The following is a 17,593-nucleotide window of genomic DNA, read 5'->3' as shown; positions in this document are numbered from 1 at the left end:
AGCTACACCTCGATTTCACCGGACATAAGCTTAGGAAGCAAGCGGTCACGAGCTTCAGCCAACAAGTTGCCCTGGTTGTCGAGCTCCTTGATTTTCTCGTCGATTGTAGATGTGATCTTTTCGAAACGATCAATCGTCACCGAATCCGGGATGAGAAAGGACAGAGCGAGTAGTTCCTGTTTGGTTATCGAGGAAAAAATGGCCCCGTTGCCCAAAAGATCATCCTCGAAGAACCTCTCTTTTAATAAATAAAAAAGGAAACTTTGTTTTCCGTCGTGATGATTAACTCCTGCTAAACCACGGCCGATAATTATCTCGTTTTTCGTGATATTCAGGCGCCCCACGGGAGCGCGAACACTAAAGAGCACACTGCCAGCCTTAGCAATTCTAGTCGGTTGCGTGCAAAACGTTCCATCAATCACATACCGCTTGCCATAGCTACCAACGCCCTGATGGAAAGGAAGGCCCTCGTGTTCATCGTTGTAATACTCTGATTTCGGGCTCTGACCCATAACAACATCCGCAAACTCATGCAAATGTTTCCACTCCCACCCCTCGGGGAGACCGTTGTGGATGGGGGTGGTCTCATGGCCGGGGAACTTGAGGTCGATGAACCACTCCTTGTAGAGGCGCTGGGCGGCCTCCTCAAGGAGCTTGATTTGCCTGCGGTTGTTCTCGATCAGCTCGTCATAGGCAGAGAGCACATCAGCGATGCGCACCTGGACCTCTCGCTCAGGCAATTCAATCTCTTTGGTTCGAAGCTGTCCAAGGGTGACGGTCCTCTGTGCCGCGCCGATTGCAACGCTGTCGGCCCAGTGGTAAAAGTCACGATTCTTCATGACGTAATAGAGATAGCGAGGGTCTATCAGTTCGTTAGGGCGGAGGATAGCGACGTGCCTTTGAAATACGAATTCTGAATTGTCCTTAACAAGGGACGGTATGCCGAAGCTGCCCACTACGGAATACAGGACATCGTCCTTGCGGGGACGACGCTCGGGCTTGAGCGATTCATAGTATTCAACGGGCACAAAAGATGTATCGCTAAAGTCGATTTCGCCATCGTTCGGATCGAAATTCGATATCGTCACGAACGGTACCCCCGCAGCCGCTTTGGGTGGCGCGTTGTGATCGCCGTCGTAGATGGATGAGCACACATCACTCAGCTTGACCTTCATAGCCCCAGCTCCTTGAAGTTGCGGGTGATGGTGGCTATGAGGTCGTTCGACTGGGCTTGGAGCTCGACCAGCTCCTTCTGAATCTCGGCCATGCGCTCGTGGAAGTCAACGCCGTCGTCCTCGACAGGCGGCACGCCCACGTAAGCGCCCGGGGTCAGGCTCCAGGAGCTCATCTCGGCGGGCTGGTCGCCCTGAATATCGGCCCGCGACCCGACCTTGCACAGGCCGGGCACGTCGGCGTACTCCCCCTCGCCGAACTTCTCGACAAGCCAGACGGCCTCGCCCATCTCGATGGCGGCGGACTCCATCTGCGCCGTCACCTCGGCCAGGGCCTCGCGGCGCTTCTTCTGCTCACGCTTGGGCAGGGCCTCGACCTCCGCCTTGGTCGATGCCTTCTGCGCCTCAATGGCGGCCAACATGGCCTCGTTCGCGGCGACGAAGTCCTCGACGCCGCCTAGACTCAAGAGCTTCTCGGCAGCGTCCCCAGTAAACAGCGCGGCCAACTCGGCCGCGCGGTCCTTGTACGCCTCGATGAGGTCTAAGTACTTGCCCGTCTCGCCGCGATAGAGCCAGACGATAGCCGAGAGGTTCTTGAGCTGCCAGGGCGTCCACTCGTTGAGCGTGGTGGAGACGGCGGTGTGGTAGCGCTGCGCGTCGATGAACAGGACCTTATCCTTAAGCGCCTCGGGTTTGCCTTTGTCGAAAAACCACAGCGTGCAGGGCAGGCTCTTGGTGTAGAAGAAGTTGTTGCCCACGTAGAGCATCACGTCCACGTGGCCGGTCTCCACGAGCTTGCGACGCTGGGCTCGCTCGGCGTTGGAATCGGTGGCGGAGGACGCCATGACGAAGCCCGCGCGGCCAGTGTTCTTGAGATAGGAGTAGAAGTAGTTGATCCAGAGGTAGTTAGCGCCGCTGGCGGAGACCTCCTTCTTCTTGTTCTCTTTCGGTACCCCCAGAGGAAGGCGTCCGGCTTCGACGGCCTGCGCATGCTTCACCTTATCTACGTTGAAAGGCGGGTTCGCGGCAACGTAATCACATTTGCCATCGAGCCCATGCGCGTCGTTGTAGAACGAGTTGGCGGCATCTCCGGATTTGATATGACCCGACATGCCGTGCACAGCCATGTTCATAAGGCAGAGCTTGGCGTTGTAGTCGACCTTTTCCTGGCCGTAAAACATCAAAGAGTTAGACGGGTTGCCGCCCTCATCACGAACGTAGTCGCTCGCAGAGACGAACATGCCGCCGGAACCGCAAGCGGGGTCGAGCATCGTTCCGCGCTCGGGCTCTATAACATTCATGATCATGCGCACGAGCGACTTTGGGGTGAAGAATACGCCGTCGTCGCTCGCAACAGCAGGCGCGAACTTCCCGAGGAAGTACTCGTAGATGCGGCCGATGATGTCGTCACCCTCCTCGTCGAGGGCGGGGTTGTTGAAGATGCGGATGACGTTGGTTAGCAGCTCGTCGCCGATTTCGGTGTAGGTGTCCGGCAGAACGCCTGCAAGCGATGGGTTGCTGCTCGCTATGGCGGTCATCGCGTTGTTGACCGCCCAACCAATCCGTGTGCCTTCAGGCATGTTCAGCAGGTAATCGTAGCGGGATTCCTCAGGGATGAACATGGCGCCTTTGGCCTTATAGTCATCGGGGCTTTTGGGCGGCTTCCTGCCCGTTTTGGCCGCACGCTCAGCCTCGATTTCGGCATCCGCGCGCTTAAAGCGTCCCCAAGCGTAGCGAAGGAAGATAAGGCCCAACACGGGCATGCAGTACTGTTGGCTCGTGAGCTTGGAATTTGCGCGCAGCTCGTCCGCCGCATCCCATAACTCTTTCTCGAGCTTCCTGATGTCTGCCATGTTTAGTGTCCCTTCTTCGCGAGCTCTTCGATCATGCAGGTGCGGACGAACGCGGAAAAGCTCATTCCGCGCAGGGCGGCTTCCTCCTTGGCGGCGTCGCGCAGCGTGTCTGGGATGCGCATCGTCACGGACACGCGCTCTCCCTCCACCAAGTAGCGCCTTATGTCGGTCTCGCTGGCCTTGGAGTCGACTAGCTCCGTGTAGCTCTTCATCGCATGCTCCTAGCGCATAAAGTGCAATACATTTGCTTTCATCGCATTATACGCCGCAATTGCCCGCAACTATATCGCACAAAGGCGATTGGGCATGTACACGGAAATGAACAGTAGGGCGGGGTTGGATATGGAAGGCCGGCTCATCCGATTGAGGCGCACCGACGGATATGCGTTTAATTTGTTGCTGGGCCCACCTTGAACGGGCCTCAGTTGTGTCGATGTCCCCGTTGCCGCAAAGGAAAGTTAGGATTCTGCCGCTTTAAAGTCATGACCTGGCGTTTCGCCTCGTAGCATCCACGGGTTTGCATGCCCCGAACGACAAAGTGAAAAATAGATGCAATTGAAACGATGTTCAAGGCAGCGGACGAGCTGGACTCGACCGGACGCAACCTCATGGGGCTGGCCGAGCTCTGCTCGGTGATGGACACCATGACGGGAGAGAACATCTGGGCGGCGCCCTACAACTTGGCCGCCCATTGCGCCGAGCAGATACAGAAGCCCGCCGAGGGTCTCATGTGACTGATAGCCGAGGAGTAGCAAAAGCGAGCCGATCGCCTGTAGCCTATCTTTGAGATTACCGTTGCTTTATGATTAGAACACCTTGAAAACCTACTCGACCAGTTGCCATGACCCACCGTGACCCACGAAAGCGCCCTGCCCTGCCCCGAAATCCGTGACCCAGATTTGACCCCATGGATTCGCGGCATTTTTTGAGACTGGGCGTAAATAGAACAAACTGGAGCAAACCACGACAAACTGGAACAAACTGGGGAGCGTTTCTAACTATTGAGTGGGAGTAGGCTGACAGGGTTCTGACCTGCAATTTTGAGTGCCGCACTGTGCTGCTGAGTTTCGTTTCGTACGAAAGTCACGGCAAAGCCGCCAGCGACGGCGGTGAGTAAATACGATGATCTAGCCTCCGTTCCCATGTTGGGACGGAGGCTTTTTCTTTGGCTATTTACTCCCTTTCACCTGCGATTTCGCGATTTACTCCCCGTATTTCAAGACGGCAAAGCACTGGGCGGTATTCGGAGGAACGGGAGTAAGGATTCATCCCGAGTGAGTAGACGCGCGCTTTTTGTCCCCGGGTGCGAAACGGGGCCGTTTCGTGGCCTATGAAACTCAAATCGAACTCAATGGGCGTTTTTGCGGTCTCCGCACGGCGTTTCCCCAGGTGGTTAATGGGGAGTAAAGAATCTCACCGTCTCAATGAAAACGGGAGTAATCAGGGGAAATGCCGCAGGGTACTGTCGTGTGCCGCCATGTAAGCCACCGCGTCGTTTACTCCCCAGGTGCGCCGAAAATGCCTTTGCATGCAATGGGGAGTAAAAACTCAGCATGCGCAGGAACGCGCAACGCTCACCGCCTAGCTTGGCGTCCTGATTCGGTTGCGTTGATTGCAAAAGGCAGAGAGCCGCTACAGCGAGGCTTTCCAATCCTCGTACTCTGCGGCGTCGATCTCGCCGTTCTCGAGCTGCGCGCGTTTCTCGGCCCACAGCTCGATTGCCATCGCCGCTTTGGGCGCGTGCGGCGCCTTGGGGTTCAGGGAGAGCCCCGTGCCGTCGGCTGCGGGCACGATGCCGAAGGAGTCCTCCAGCCGCACGAGCAGCGACATGAGGTCGCCCGCGGTTTCGACGCCGTAATCCTTGAGGGCGTTGACGGACACGCCGAGCGCCGCGGCGATGGACTCGAGCAGCTCGGGCTTCACGGCGCGGATGCCGCTCTCGTAGTGGCGCACGGCCCCCTCGGTCAGGCCGACGGCCTCGGCGAGCTGCGCCTGCGTCATGCCGCGCGACTTGCGGTACCGCCTTATGTTCTCGCCTACGGACATGCGCCCTCCTCCTGGAATTACGTACCCGGACATCTTATCAGCGTACGCAAATGTACGCAATTCTATTGACAGTACAGATATGTACGTTTACTCTGAATCTGTAAACCGTACATATCCGTACGCTATTGATAGGAGGAACCATGGACGAGAAGGTGGCGAAGACGCCGAGGCCGCACATGCTGGATGCCGACGAGGTCGCGGAGCTTCTGAGGATCAAGAAAGGCAGCGCCTACGAGGTGATAAGGAGGATAAACGCCGAGCAGGAGGCGCGTGGGCGCGTGGTTATCCGCGGGCGCGTCCGGAGCGACGTCTTCGACGCCCTGTACTTCCCGGAGGTGGACTGACATGCCCGTGTACAAGGATGGCAACAACGGCACGTTCTACGTGCAGTGCTACTACCGCGACGCCCGCGGCTCGAAGCGCCACAAGACGAAGCGCGGCTTCTCCTCCGAGGTGGAGGCCGCCGTGTGGGAAGGCCAGTTCAAGAGCCTTAACGGCGGGGCCATGGACATGACGTTCTCTGAGTTCGTCGAGGTGTACGCCTCCGAGGTGAAACCGCGCATACGCGAGCACACCTGGATCACCAAGGAGTACATCATCAACGACAAGCTCGTGCCGTTCTTCGGGGACATGCGCATGTGCGACGTGAGGCCGATCGACGTCATCAGGTGGCAAAACGAGCTCACCGAGCACCGGGACGCCGACGGGAAGCCCTGGGCGCCGACGTACCTGCGCACGGTAAATAACCAACTGAACGCCATCTTCAACCACGCCGAGCGCTACTACGGCCTCACCGACAACCCGGTGCGCAGGGTCGACAAGATCGGCTCGAAGAAGGGCGGCGAGATGCAGTTCTGGACCAAGGACGAGTACCTGAGGTTCAGCGAGGCCGTCATGGACAAGCCGCTGTCGTTCCACGCCTTCGAGCTGCTGTACTGGACGGGCATCCGCTGCGGCGAGCTCCTGGCGCTCACGCCGTCCGACTTCATGCTGGAGACTTCGCGGCTGCGCATCAACAAGTCGTACCAGAGCCTCCGCGGCGTGGACACCGTGACCGACCCCAAGACGCCAAAGTCGGTGCGCACGATCGTCATGCCCGCCTTCCTGCGCGACGAGATGGCGGACTTCATCGAGATGCGCGACGACGTCGCCCCCGACGAGCGCCTGTTCGCCGTGACCAAGCACTTCCTGGCCCACGAGATGGAGCGAGGGTGCAAGGCGTCGGGCGTGAAGCGCATCCGAATACACGACATACGCCACAGCCACGTGAGCCTGCTGATCGAGATGGGCTTCTCCGCGCTGGCAATCGCCGAGCGCATGGGCCACGAGGCGGTGGACATCACCTACCGATACGCGCACCTGTTCCCCACGAAGCAGGACGAGATGGCAGCCGCGCTCGACGGGGCGAGGGGGTAAGAAGGATGCCGTGCGATAACAGCGCCCGCAGGCGCAGCAAGACGATGGCGTTCCGCTGCTCATCGGAAGAACGCAAGTTGATATGCGACATGGCAGCATGGAGCGGTATGTGTAGACAGGATTACATCATCGCCAAGCTGACCGACGCCCAGGTTGAGGTGAGGCCCTCCGTGAGCGTGCAGAAGGCGCTGAGGGACTCGATGGCGGAGCTGACTAAGGAAGTGCGCCTTGCGGCACCCTACGGCGAGCTGAGCGAGTCTCTGCAGCAACGCATCAAGCTGGTTATGGAGTTCTTCCTGGCTCTCGGCGAACCAGTCGATGTGTCTGCGAAGGAAGCGTTGCAAACGAAGATGCCCCCAGACGTGGCTGAGGCGCCTGAAGACAGCGGCGGCGATGACGTGAGCATTTTCGGGATGGGGCGCGGGTAGCGGAGCATTCGAAACCGCCCATCCCGAAATGATCTATTTTGGGAAATCGGGTCAATAAATGAGTCGCAAATTTAAAGAGCCCCGAGTCAAACGACTGAGGCCCCCCACCTTTGTCTCTGCTTGTTTATAAGGGGGCGGATTGCGTACGCTGATGAAGGGTGATGAGGCAATCGATTCTAGATAAACAGCTTCCAACCGCCTCACGCTCTGGCTTGCTGCGGGGATAATCGACCGGCGTATTTCTGAGTTCGTCTCCATTAATAGAATCAAAGGTCGAACCAGCAGAAACAGTAGACCAATACCCCTCGGCTTCCTTTTTAGACAAGGCTTGAAACAGAAACTCATTGCCGGCAATTCCGGCAACACCGCGGCCGAGAACCACGTCATAGGCGGTTTTTCCCATTGCGCCGACAGGAGCACGAACGCTCATGATTAGATCTCCAGCTTTGGCTGTTTTCGTGATCTCTGTAGTCCAGACACGAGGAAAAACCCAGCCATCTTTCAAATCGGCATTTCCCTGAACGAGAACAGCATCGTTTGGATTGTCCGTATAGCAAGCTCCATTTGGGGATTGCCCCATTGTTACAGGGGCAATCCCCCCCAACTTACGCTGTTCCCAGGTAGATGCGGGTGTGACTTATAATGATTGCTAATAGTTGAATGCATAACTTTTTGCAATTCGTAGATAGGCTCCGCCATGGTTTTTGATAAAGAGGCCGCGTTCGAAGAAGCGGTCATCACTGTGCTGAAGCAGCACGGATGGGACGATGCGGACGGCGTCCTGCGCTATCCCACCGAGCAGGACCTCATCGAGAACTGGGCGAAGATTCTGTTCCAGAACAACGCGGATATCGACCGCCTGAATGGCTGCCCGCTCACCCAGGGCGAGATGGCACAGGTCATCGAACAAATAGAAACGCTCAAGACCCCGCTCGCGCTCAACGGGTTCATCAACGGAAAGACCGTCGCCATCACGCGCGACAACCCCAACGATCCGCTTCACCTGGGCAAGGAGGTGAGCCTGAAGATCTACGATCGCCAGGAGATCGCGGCCGGCCAGAGCCGCTACCAGATAGCTCAGCAGCCGGTCTACCCTGCGAAGAGTAAGATCTTGAACGACCGCCGCGGCGACCTGTGTCTGCTCATCAACGGCATGCCCGTCATCCACATCGAGCTCAAGCGCAGCGGCGTGCCTGTGAGCCAAGCCACCGGCCAGATCGAGAAGTACGCCCACGAGGGCGTGTTCACGGGGCTCTTCCGCCTGGTCCAGATCTTCGTGGGAATGACTCCCGACGAGGCACGCTACTTCGCCAACCCTGGCACGGGCGCGTTCAACCCGAACTTCTTCTTCCACTGGGAGGACTTCAACAACGAGCCCGTCTGCGCGGGCGACAAACCCGGGACCGGCGAGTGGAAGCGATTCACCTCCACGCTGCTCTCCATCCCCATGGCGCACCAGCTCATCGGCTTCTACACCGTGGCCGACAGCTCGGACGGCTGCCTGAAGGTCATGCGCAGCTACCAGTACTACGCAGCCGCCGCCATATCCGACAAGGTGCGCAGGTGCAAATGGGACGAGAGACCCAAGAGCAGCGCCCCGGGGCGCCCCGGCGGCTACATATGGCATACCACAGGCTCCGGCAAGACCATGACGAGCTTCAAATCTGCCCAGCTCATAGCCGACTCGCACGACGCCGACAAGGTGGTCTTCCTCATGGACCGCATCGAGCTGGGCACGCAGTCGCTCTCCGAGTACCGCGCTTTCGCCGACGACGCCGACGACGTGCAGGGGACCGAGAATACGCAGGTGCTGAAGTCAAAGCTCGCGAGCGACGACCCCAAGAACCGCCTCATCGTGACCTCTATCCAGAAGATGAGCAACGTGAAGGCCGGCGAGGGCAGGATCACCCAGGCGGAGCTCGACCGCCTGGCCGCCAAGCGGATTGTGTTCGTTATAGACGAGTGCCACCGCTCAACCTTCGGTGACATGCTCCAGGACATACGCCGGGCTTTCCCGAACGCGCTGTTCTTCGGTTTCACGGGCACGCCGATCCTCGACGAGAACCAGAAGAAGGGCTCCACCACCGCCATGGTGTTCGGCGAGTGTCTGCACCGCTACAGCATCGCCGACGGCATTCGCGACGGCAACGTCCTGGGCTTCGACCCATATATGGTGATGACCTTCGACGACCACGACGTGCGCGAGGCCGTGGCCCTCGAGCAGGCCAAGGCCTCAAGTGTCGGCGAGGCCATCTCCGACGAGCGCAAGAGCAAGGCCTTCTACCACTACATGGACCAGGCGAAGGTCCCCATGGGCCCCATGGTCGACGGTGCCGGCAACCGCATCAAGGGCATCGAGGACTTCCTGACCCGCGCCCAGTACTGGCCCGACACGCCGCACCACGGCAAGGTGGTCGAGGACGTTCTGCGGCGCTTCCCTGTGCTCTCCCACGGCAGCAAGTTCCACGCGATCTTGGCGACGAGCTCCATCCCCGAGGCGATCGACTACTACCGCGCCTTCAAGACGGAGGCACCGCAGATGAAGGTGACGGCGCTTTTCGACCCGAGCATCGACAACGACGCCGGCTCCACCGTGAAGGAGGATGCCCTGGTCGAGCTTATCGAAGATTACAACAAAGCATATGGCCAGGAGTTCACTATTCCTACCTGGCCCGCCATGAAGAAGGACATCTCGGCGCGCCTTTCCCATAAGAAACCCTACGTCAACGTCGACGCCAACCGCGAGAGCCGCATCGACCTGCTCATCGTGGTGGACCAGATGCTCACGGGCTTCGACTCCAAGTGGCTCAACACGCTCTACCTCGACAAGGTCATCGACTACGAGAGCATCATCCAGGCCTTCAGCCGCACCAACCGCTTGTTCGGCCCTGACAAGCCCTTCGGCACCATCCGCTACTACCGCCGTCCCCACACTATGAAGGGCTACATCGATGCCGCAGTGAAGCTGTACTCGGGCGACCGCCCGCTCGACATGTTCGTGCAGAAGCTCCCGGACAACATCGCTCTGATGGATGCGCGTCTGCAAGAAATACTCATGGTGTTCGAGGCCGCGGGCGTTGGCGACCTCTCGAAACTTCCCGCATCGCAAGAGGCCAGGCGCAAGTTCGCCAAGGAGTTCGTCGAGCTCAACGAATTCCTCGAAGCCGCGAAAGTGCAGGGCTTCACGTGGGACCAGGATACCTACGAGTTCGAGGAGGAACCGGATGAGGGAGGGCGATGCGGCAAAACCTACTTCGTGCAGCCGGTCATCGACGAGCGGACCTATCTCATCCTCGTGCAACGCTACAAAGAGATGTTCGCGGGAGGAATCGGCCCTGGAGGCGCCCCAGAGGCGCCTTACGAGCTCGATGGCCATATAACCGAGATCGACACGGGGCTCATAGACAGCGACTACATGAACGCGAACTTCGAGAAGTGGCTGAAATGCCTTGAGCAGGATGACGAGGGGCTTGCCGCCGCGCGCGAGGAGCTCCACCGATCGTTCGCGTCCCTGAGTCAGGACGACCAGCGCTTCGCCGAGCTGTTCCTCCACGACGTCGAGCGAGGAGACGCCGCCCTGGAAGACGGCATGACGCTGAGGGATTACATCACGTCCTATGCCCATAAGGCGAAAAACGCCCAGGTCGAGCGGGTCGTCGAGGCGCTCGGCATAGACGGCGAGCTTCTTGCCACCATGGCTGCACTCGACCTGTCGGAATCGAACATTAACGAGTTCGGGCGCTTCGACGATTTGAAGGACTCGGTGGACAAGGAGCGCGCCAAGGCCTTCTTTGAGCAGAAGGAAGGCAAGACGCTCCCTCTGTTCAAGGTGAACACCCGTGCGGCGGCGCTGTTGAAGAAGTTCATCCTGGAAGGCGGCTTCGACATCGACGAATGAGCGGCGATTATGAACAGACGAAATTGAGGGTTTGTCAATCCGAGGGGGCGTATGCGACCATGCGTCCCCTCGCTTCATCTTGGGAACAGCGTAAGTTCTCGGATATCGCCGATGTTTGCAGTGGTAAGGATTACAAGCACCTCAAAGAAGGCCCCATTCCCGTCTATGGAACCGGCGGTTTTATGACGAGCGTCGACGAAGCTTTGTCTTACGACCGCGATGCTGTTGGCATCGGCAGGAAGGGAACGATCGACAAGCCGTATTTGCTAAAGGCTCCATTTTGGACGGTTGACACGCTGTTTTATGCGATTCCAAAAGAGGACATGGACCTTGAATTCGTTCATTGCTCGTTCTTGAATGTTGATTGGAAATCCAAGGATGAATCGACTGGGTTGCCCAGTTTATCTAAAGAAGCAATTAACGAAACCATCGCACTTGTTCCAAGTTTTAATGAGCAGAGCCGGCTTGGCGAGTTTTTTAACAACCTCGATTCCCTCATCACCCTTCATCAGCGTGAGCCGCCCCACATGATGAAAGAGGGTAAAAATGCCAATCAGTATCAACGAAGAATCTCTTTTCTGTGATTACTACTCGCAATGGATTAGCGTCTACAAAGAAGGGGCCATCCGTGAGGTCACCATGGGGAAGTACCGGCTCACGCAGTCTTGGCTCGCCAAGTTGATTCCAGACCTCAAGATAAAAGATCTCGACCGGACCTCGTACCAGCAACTCATCAACGGCTACGCAGAACACCACGAGCGCCAGACAACCATGGACTTCCACCATCAGCTTAAGGGGGCGATCCTTGACGCAGTTGACGAAGGACTCATCCCCCGCGACCCTACGCGCAAGGCCATCATCAAAGGGAAACAGCCGCGGGCGAAAAAGATCAAGTATCTCAACCAGTTTGAGCTTCATGCCATGCTCGGCGACCTTGATTTATCAGGCGGGCCGAGTTGGGATTGGCTTATTCTCATAGTCGCTAAAACGGGCCTGCGCTTCTCCGAGGCCCTTGGGCTTACTCCCGAAGACTTCGACTTCGCCCATCAAACGCTCTCGGTGAACAAGACCTGGGATTACAAGAACGGCGGCGGATTCGTCCCCACGAAAAACGCCTCATCAGTGCGGAAGGTTCAACTCGACTGGCAACTCATCATGCAACTTTCTGGGCTGCTCAAAGACCTTCCGCCGACCGAGCCCATGTTTGCGAAGGGAAAGGTCTATAACTCGACAGCTAACAGCGTTTTGGCGCGCCACTGCAAGAATGTTGGCGTGCCTGTCATATCCGTCCACGGGCTGCGTCATACACATGCATCACTCTTGCTGTTCGCCGGCGTCTCCATCGCCAGCGTATCCCGAAGGCTCGGGCATGCAAGCATGACCACCACCCAGGAAACCTATTTGCACGTCATTCAAGAGCTCGAGAACAAGGACATTGACATCGTCATGAGGGCTCTTTCAACTCTTATTTAACCTGTATCAGCAAACCGTGGCTCACGCTGATGAAGGGTGATGAGGTTGTCGAGAGACCGCAACGTCATCCCAATTTGCTGCTGTTCCGTTCTAGAAGGAAGCATCAATTGATAATCTGCGTATTCCTGCGCATTGACGCCAGGCTGGCCGGATCGCTGCGAGGTTATGGCAACATACTTCTTGTAGGCATCGGTCAGAGTTGCCTGATAGACGAATTCAGGGTCAGCACTTTCTCCGATTCGTGCGCGAATCAGGAATCCAGCAAAGTAGACCGTTCCATCGTATTGCCTGTACAGATAGGTTTTTCCAACACTTGCTCCCGTACGAGCGAAGAGCAAATCACCTTCCTCCAGTAAATAATCTGCACTCATTGCAAGGTCAGCCAACGGAGTTGTAAGATCGCTTTTCAAGAACTCATGTGTTGTGTCATCAATGTCGGTGATGCGAAGATATTTGTTTTGACCGTCATATTCAGTTGCGGCTGCGTTCAAGCCGTAATCAAACGAAGCCGCAATGCTGCCCAGCTTACGCTGTTCCCAAGGGTCAGTGAAGCCCTTGAAGCGGATTTCTGGCGTATTCTGCTTCTCCGCCATGCTACTCACCGCCCAGCAGCTTGCGCAGCTCGGCGATGCCCGCCATGTCGTACTCGTTGCCCGTGAGCTGCCCCAGCATGTCTGCCAGCTGGCTTTCTGCGTCATCTATCTGGTTGCACACGTCCGAGTAGGTTGTCGCGTATTTGGCGTTGAGCGCAGCTACCTTCGCGATGAAATCGCTCACAACGGTTTCGGGAAGGGCCAGGAGCTCGGCCTGCAGCGGCTCTATCCACTTGGCGGCCAGCAGATCGTCGCACTGGGCGTCGGTCAGGCCCTCGATGACCTCCTTGGTTCTCTCCTCAAGAGCCGCTCTCGCTTCCTTGTTCGCCTTCTTGAGGCCTTTCTCCTCATCGAGCAGCGCCTGCGCACGAACCAGACCTTGCTCGAAATCGTTTTCGGGGTGCTTTCCGATAGCCTTCATGGCCTTCTTGAGCTCTGCCGCCACAAACGAGCCTTCGTCGCTGACAGCAGCAGAGGATCCCTTGTCTTCCTCGTCGAAGCTTTCGAGAATCTCGTCTACTTCCTGCGATATCTCGCTTAGGCGGGAATCACGGGAAGCAATCTCCTTGACATCTTCGGCAAGCAGGCGTTCTTGCACAAGCGCAAACGGCAGGATGCGGCCAGCCCAGCCGTCCTGCACCTCGACGTCTTTGCCGTTCTTCTTCTTGACCACCATGTTCGGGTCCACCTTGCGCACGGCGCCTTTCCCCTCGGTCTGGATGACCTCCAGGTCGCCGGAGATTCCCGCCCAGGCGTCGTCGAGCGCCTGGTAGGCGTCGTAGCCGTCGATAAGGGCCACGCCCGCCAGCGCGTCTTTCAAAAGCTCTGCGATGGCCTCTTCCTCCGCCACGGTATCGACTTCATCGGCGCCGTCTACCAAACGGCTTCGCAGCGCGGCAGGTAAATTGCTTATCGCATCACGGTAGCCGCCCAGGAAGGCGCGGACGTCGGCGTTTCCCTTCGCCGCTTGCGCAACGTCGTCGGTCGCGGGCGCAAGGCACGACCCGCCGGCGTCGCGGTAGAGCTGTCCTTTGAGGCTCGGCCATACCTTCCAGTAGCGCTCGAGCGCGTCGACCTCGGCCTTCGGCACGCCGCCGAACATGGTGGCGTACACGTCCCAGCTCTCGGCGGCCTCGCTCGAGTCAACATAGCGCGGGATGTTGAGGTTATAGTCGTTGGCTCGGATCTCGTCGATGGGAACCAGGCGGCTGAACTTGTCGACGGTCGCGTTCGTTGTCACGGCGTCGACGATACGCTTGATGTCGCTTGCCCGCAGCTTGTTGTTCTTGCCTTCCTTCACAAAGTGCTTCGACGCATCCACGACCAGCACGTCGCTCGTCTCGCGCTGCTTGCGAAGCACCATGACGATGGTCGGGATGCCCGTGCCGAAGAAGATGTTGGCAGGAAGGCCTATGATGGCCTGGATGTGGCGGTTCTCCACCAAGTTTTTTCGGATGGTTCCCTCCTCGCCGCCGCGGAACAGCACGCCATGGGGCAGAACGATGCACATGATGCCGTCGGGGCGCAAGTGGTACAAATCATGCAAAAGGAAAGCGTAATCGGCCTTGGATTTAGGGGCAACGCCGAACTTGAAACGCGGATCGAGCTCCTTGTCTTCGGGATCCCAGTTCTGGGAGTACGGAGGATTAGACACCACGGCATCGACGAACAGCGGATCGTAGGTCTCGTCCTTGTTCTCGACCGTATCGAACCGGGGCCAATCGTCTTCGAGCGTATCGCCATTGCGCGCCACGATGTTGTCGGGGAGTATTCCGCGCATAACCAGGTTCATGCGCGTGAGGTTGTAGGTGTTTTCCTTGAGCTCCTGCGCATAATACTTGATGGAGTCCGGATCGCCGTTGCGTCGCGCCACGGCTTTGCCGATATTGATAAGCAGCGAGCCCGATCCGCTCGTGGGGTCGTAGATAGTGATGTTCTCGCGTCCGGCCAGGTGCCACGAGACTATCTCGCTCATGAGCATGGAGACTTCGTGCGGCGTATAGAACTCGCCTGCTTTCTTACCGGCGTTGGCGGCGAAGTTGCTGATCAAGTACTCGTAGATGAAGCCAAGCACGTCGTAGTCCTGGCGACCGTCCATCGGGATGTCCTTAATGAGGTAGATGAGGTCGCGGGCGGCCTTGGACTGGCTGCGCGCATCGGTGCCCAGCTTGGAGAGGCCCGTCTGCAGCGTGTCGAAGATGCCGTCGAAAACGCGCTTGCGGGCAGGGTCGATGTTGCGGCTAAAGGCGGAGAGGGCGTCGCGCACGTTCGATATCTCGAAGTCGCCGCCCTTAGCGACCCAGGTGGAGAAGAGGTTGTCATAGGCGATGAAGTAGCCGCACTCGCCCTTGACGAACTCGACCGTCTCCTTGTCGTCTTCCACCAGGCTGGGCAGGTCCTCCTCGGCGAAGTCGCGCGCCTTCAGGCGGGCAACCTCGGTCTCGGACAGGAACTTGTAGAAGATGAATCCCAGAATGTAGTCCTTGTACTCGTTAGCCTCGATCTTGGATCGCATCTTGTTGGCGGACTCCCATATCTTGGAGGCCAGCTGCTGCTTGTTCATCTAGTTTTCCTCGCTTCTATAGACTTGGTTGAGCGTTTCCTCGTCGTCGCTTACCCATTCGGTCCAGCCGTTCTGGCTGCCGCCGAGCACGAACACCGCCGCGGCGCTGGGCGTCGGGAACTCGAGGTCCTCGGCGAGCTCTGCGATGCCGCCCGAATCGCCGAAGATCTCCCTGCGCACGGCCGCGACGCCTGCGTTCTTCAGCACGGGCCTCGAGAGGTTCACTTTCGAACCGGCGAGCACGGTGAAGTGCCCGCTGGCCTTGTCGTAGCGCCCCGCCCCGCGTATGCCGTTCTTCTTCGTGTGGAAGACCGCCGGCGCACCCGCGGGACCCCGGTCGACCCTGTCGAGGTCGTACCCCAGAGCCGCCATCCTGAAGAGGATCCTCTCGTGCAGGCGCTCGACGGCCTCTTCCTTGTACGGGTCGACGTAGGGCTTGGGCGTCGCCGAGTTGTCGGTCTCGTACGAGCCGTGGGTGCGCACGTAGTCGATGGCCTTCGCCTCGAGGACGTCCAGCGCGTCTCTGCTGATGTTCTGGTCGTCGTCGAGGAACATGACGGCCTTGTTCCAGAACTCCTTCTTTGCTTTGTGTGCGTCGAGCCGGGCGATGCCCTGGGTCGTCTGCCCAGCGTAGACGCGGCTCACGTTGCCGTGGTCCTCGTCGAGCAGGTAGTAGACGCCGCGCTGCGGGATGTTCGGCAGCGACTTCGCCTCTGCGAGGTCCTCCCTCGGAACGACGACGGTCACAAGCGACTCGCCGTCGATGCGGCAGATGCGGATGCGGTCCGGCTGCGCGTCTATGAGCTGGACGGTGAGGGTCTTGACTCGGATCATGCTCACGCCCCCTTCTTCGCGAGCTCTTCGATCATGCAGGTGCGCACGAAGGCGGAGAAGCTCATGCCCCGCAGGGCCGCCTCCTCCTTCGCCGCGTCGCGCAGGGTGTCGGGGATGCGCAGGGTGACGGAGACCTGGTCGCCTTCCACCAGGAAGCTCCTGATCTCGGTCTCGTCGGGATTGCTCTTAATGAGCTCCTTGTAGCTGTCAGGCATCTGCGCTCCCATCGCTCGAAATGCAATACAAATGCGTTTGCAGCATTATAACGCGGCGGCACGGGGCGGCACTGGGAATGCGGGGACGGCTGGCATCCAGGCTCAATGTGAGCGCGGGCGGCGCAGGAAGCCCCGATCGGGCTTAGATTGCCGCTTTCGTTCGGGTCCTCATTTCTTGTTTTCGCGGGGTTTGGCGCTGTTCCTCTCCTCGGCGTAGAGGATCTCGTTCTGCGCCTCCAGGATGCGCGCGGCCTCGCCGATGCGCTCGGCGCATCTCTCGCTTCTCGACCTCAGGGCCACTATGCCCTCGACGTCGAGCGGGTCCAGCTGGTCGGCGTGCGCCATGGACTCGAGCAGCTGGTCCAGGCCTCTTGCCAGTCTTCCTACATCTGTCACAGCGTCGATCAGCTCGATGCGCTCCACCTTCTCCTCGTAGCCCAGCATCAGCCGTCCTCCTTCTTCCGACGGACGTGCTGCGCAGCACCGTAGCCGTTCCGCATGGAGAGCCGCCTCGCCACCAGCGGTCCCGTGCGCATATCGGCCGTGAGCGGCACGGGAGAGGCCGTCCCGATTAGGGTAGCGGTGCCGCGACTCGGAAACGCGCCTCCGTCCTCGACGCGACGTCCCGACGTAAACCCTCGCGAGCGCCCCAGCAATCGCCGACAGATCGCATCCCATGTCCGGAAGCCCCGGCGTCCATGCCCGATTCCATACCGCACGCCTCCGCCCCTCCGATCCGAAACCCGCCCTGGCGCTCCTTGGACGCGCAGGGTCGCACGCCGGCGGGCGGCCAGCAAGGGCCGCGACACTTTTTCGGGTTCTTCGCCCCATGCGCTCCGCGCGCGAACAACGCGAAAAACTGCCGTCGGGAGACTTCTATAACCACGCCCGACTTCGCTTCCTCCCTTGCAGGCGCGCCCGCGCTGCATGCGACTCACGCGGCGCAAGGCACGCCACAGGGGCGGGCCTCAGAGTCTAAGGAGCAAGACATGAACGACATGAAGGAAAAGGCGATGGGCGCGGTCAGGACCTTCCTCGAGCGCAAGGGCTACGAGATCGTCGACGAGGCCTGGCAGGGGCCCGAGGGCATCGGCGGGATCGA

General features: G+C 58.9%; 16 protein-coding genes and 1 pseudogene. 7 read left to right on the top strand and 10 right to left on the bottom strand.

The window, feature by feature from the left end; translation table 11 throughout:
- Nucleotides 1-2: 2 nt before the first annotated feature.
- Genes C1719_RS05120 through C1719_RS05110 form a run of 3 tightly spaced genes read right to left on the bottom strand, consistent with a single transcriptional unit; the run spans nt 3 to nt 3,237 of the window.
- Nucleotides 3-1,175 (bottom strand): restriction endonuclease subunit S, encoded by a 1,173-nt coding sequence (locus C1719_RS05120; RefSeq protein ID WP_102374137.1) that lies wholly within the window; start codon nt 1,173-1,175, stop codon nt 3-5.
- Complete coding sequence (locus tag C1719_RS05115; RefSeq protein ID WP_102374136.1) at nt 1,172-3,025, bottom strand: N-6 DNA methylase; 1,854 nt, start codon at nt 3,023-3,025, stop codon at nt 1,172-1,174. The genes C1719_RS05120 and C1719_RS05115 overlap by 4 nt, the downstream gene beginning before the upstream one ends.
- A gap of 2 nt (nt 3,026-3,027) precedes the next feature.
- Nucleotides 3,028-3,237, bottom strand: a complete 210-nt coding sequence (locus C1719_RS05110) for a YlcI/YnfO family protein (RefSeq protein WP_102374135.1) — start codon at nt 3,235-3,237, stop codon at nt 3,028-3,030.
- A gap of 351 nt (nt 3,238-3,588) precedes the next feature.
- Here C1719_RS05110 and C1719_RS15665 point away from each other — a divergent pair, with 351 nt between their 5' ends.
- A complete protein-coding gene (locus tag C1719_RS15665; protein WP_180963483.1) occupies nt 3,589-3,759 on the top strand; it encodes a hypothetical protein in 171 nt (56 codons plus the stop codon).
- An 898-nt stretch (nt 3,760-4,657) separates the two neighbouring features.
- Here C1719_RS15665 and C1719_RS05105 read toward each other — a convergent pair.
- Nucleotides 4,658-5,071 carry a helix-turn-helix domain-containing protein gene (locus C1719_RS05105; protein ID WP_102374134.1) on the bottom strand — a complete coding sequence of 138 codons (414 nt, stop codon included), beginning with the start codon at nt 5,069-5,071 and terminating at the stop codon, nt 4,658-4,660.
- 140 nt (nt 5,072-5,211) lie between these two features.
- Here C1719_RS05105 and C1719_RS05100 point away from each other — a divergent pair, with 140 nt between their 5' ends.
- The 3 genes from C1719_RS05100 to C1719_RS05090 are packed head-to-tail and all read left to right on the top strand — an operon-like array spanning nt 5,212 to nt 6,915.
- Complete coding sequence (locus C1719_RS05100) at nt 5,212-5,415, top strand: hypothetical protein (protein WP_042433219.1); 204 nt, start codon at nt 5,212-5,214, stop codon at nt 5,413-5,415.
- Between the two features lies 1 nt (nt 5,416).
- Nucleotides 5,417-6,487, top strand: coding sequence for a site-specific integrase (locus C1719_RS05095; RefSeq protein ID WP_102374133.1), 1,071 nt, complete (start codon nt 5,417-5,419; stop codon nt 6,485-6,487).
- Between the two features lie 5 nt (nt 6,488-6,492).
- Complete coding sequence (locus tag C1719_RS05090) at nt 6,493-6,915, top strand: plasmid mobilization protein (RefSeq protein WP_102374132.1); 423 nt, start codon at nt 6,493-6,495, stop codon at nt 6,913-6,915.
- A 124-nt stretch (nt 6,916-7,039) separates the two neighbouring features.
- Here the strand turns inward: C1719_RS05090 and C1719_RS05085 are convergent.
- Nucleotides 7,040-7,528: pseudogene (locus C1719_RS05085) on the bottom strand (restriction endonuclease subunit S); the annotation flags it as partial.
- Between the two features lie 84 nt (nt 7,529-7,612).
- On the opposite strand from C1719_RS05085, the gene C1719_RS05080 reads away from it, so the two are divergent.
- The 3 genes from C1719_RS05080 to C1719_RS05070 are packed head-to-tail and all read left to right on the top strand — an operon-like array spanning nt 7,613 to nt 12,286.
- Nucleotides 7,613-10,813 (top strand): type I restriction endonuclease subunit R, EcoR124 family, encoded by a 3,201-nt coding sequence (locus C1719_RS05080; RefSeq protein ID WP_102374130.1) that lies wholly within the window; start codon nt 7,613-7,615, stop codon nt 10,811-10,813.
- A complete protein-coding gene (locus tag C1719_RS05075; RefSeq protein WP_219717814.1) occupies nt 10,810-11,397 on the top strand; it encodes a restriction endonuclease subunit S in 588 nt (195 codons plus the stop codon). The genes C1719_RS05080 and C1719_RS05075 overlap by 4 nt, the downstream gene beginning before the upstream one ends.
- Nucleotides 11,360-12,286, top strand: coding sequence for a site-specific integrase (locus C1719_RS05070; RefSeq protein WP_102374129.1), 927 nt, complete (start codon nt 11,360-11,362; stop codon nt 12,284-12,286). The genes C1719_RS05075 and C1719_RS05070 overlap by 38 nt, the downstream gene beginning before the upstream one ends.
- On the opposite strand, the gene C1719_RS05065 is transcribed toward C1719_RS05070, so the two are convergent.
- The 5 genes from C1719_RS05065 to C1719_RS05045 form a co-directional block, all read right to left on the bottom strand.
- Nucleotides 12,283-12,879 carry a restriction endonuclease subunit S gene (locus C1719_RS05065; protein WP_102374128.1) on the bottom strand — a complete coding sequence of 199 codons (597 nt, stop codon included), beginning with the start codon at nt 12,877-12,879 and terminating at the stop codon, nt 12,283-12,285. The two genes, C1719_RS05070 and C1719_RS05065, sit on opposite strands and share 4 nt — an antisense overlap.
- Before the next feature lies 1 nt (nt 12,880).
- Entirely contained in the window at nt 12,881-15,442 is a 2,562-nt protein-coding gene (locus tag C1719_RS05060) for a type I restriction-modification system subunit M (RefSeq protein ID WP_102374127.1), read from the bottom strand.
- The gene (locus C1719_RS05055; RefSeq protein WP_102374126.1) at nt 15,443-16,276 is read right to left on the bottom strand and encodes a GIY-YIG nuclease family protein; all 834 of its coding nucleotides are present in this window, start codon (nt 16,274-16,276) and stop codon (nt 15,443-15,445) included.
- Nucleotides 16,277-16,278: 2 nt separating this feature from the next.
- On the bottom strand, nt 16,279-16,491 hold the full coding sequence (locus C1719_RS05050; RefSeq protein ID WP_232329695.1) for a YlcI/YnfO family protein: 213 nt from the start codon (nt 16,489-16,491) through the stop codon (nt 16,279-16,281).
- 168 nt (nt 16,492-16,659) lie between these two features.
- Nucleotides 16,660-16,935 (bottom strand): hypothetical protein, encoded by a 276-nt coding sequence (locus tag C1719_RS05045; protein WP_102374124.1) that lies wholly within the window; start codon nt 16,933-16,935, stop codon nt 16,660-16,662.
- Nucleotides 16,936-17,593 lie beyond the last annotated feature (658 nt).

The sequence above is a fragment of the Raoultibacter massiliensis genome, assembly GCF_900199545.1.
Lineage (GTDB): Bacteria > Actinomycetota > Coriobacteriia > Coriobacteriales > Eggerthellaceae > Raoultibacter > Raoultibacter massiliensis.
Note: the sequence above shows the minus strand (reverse complement) of the source record. Positions and strands in the feature narration are given on the sequence as shown.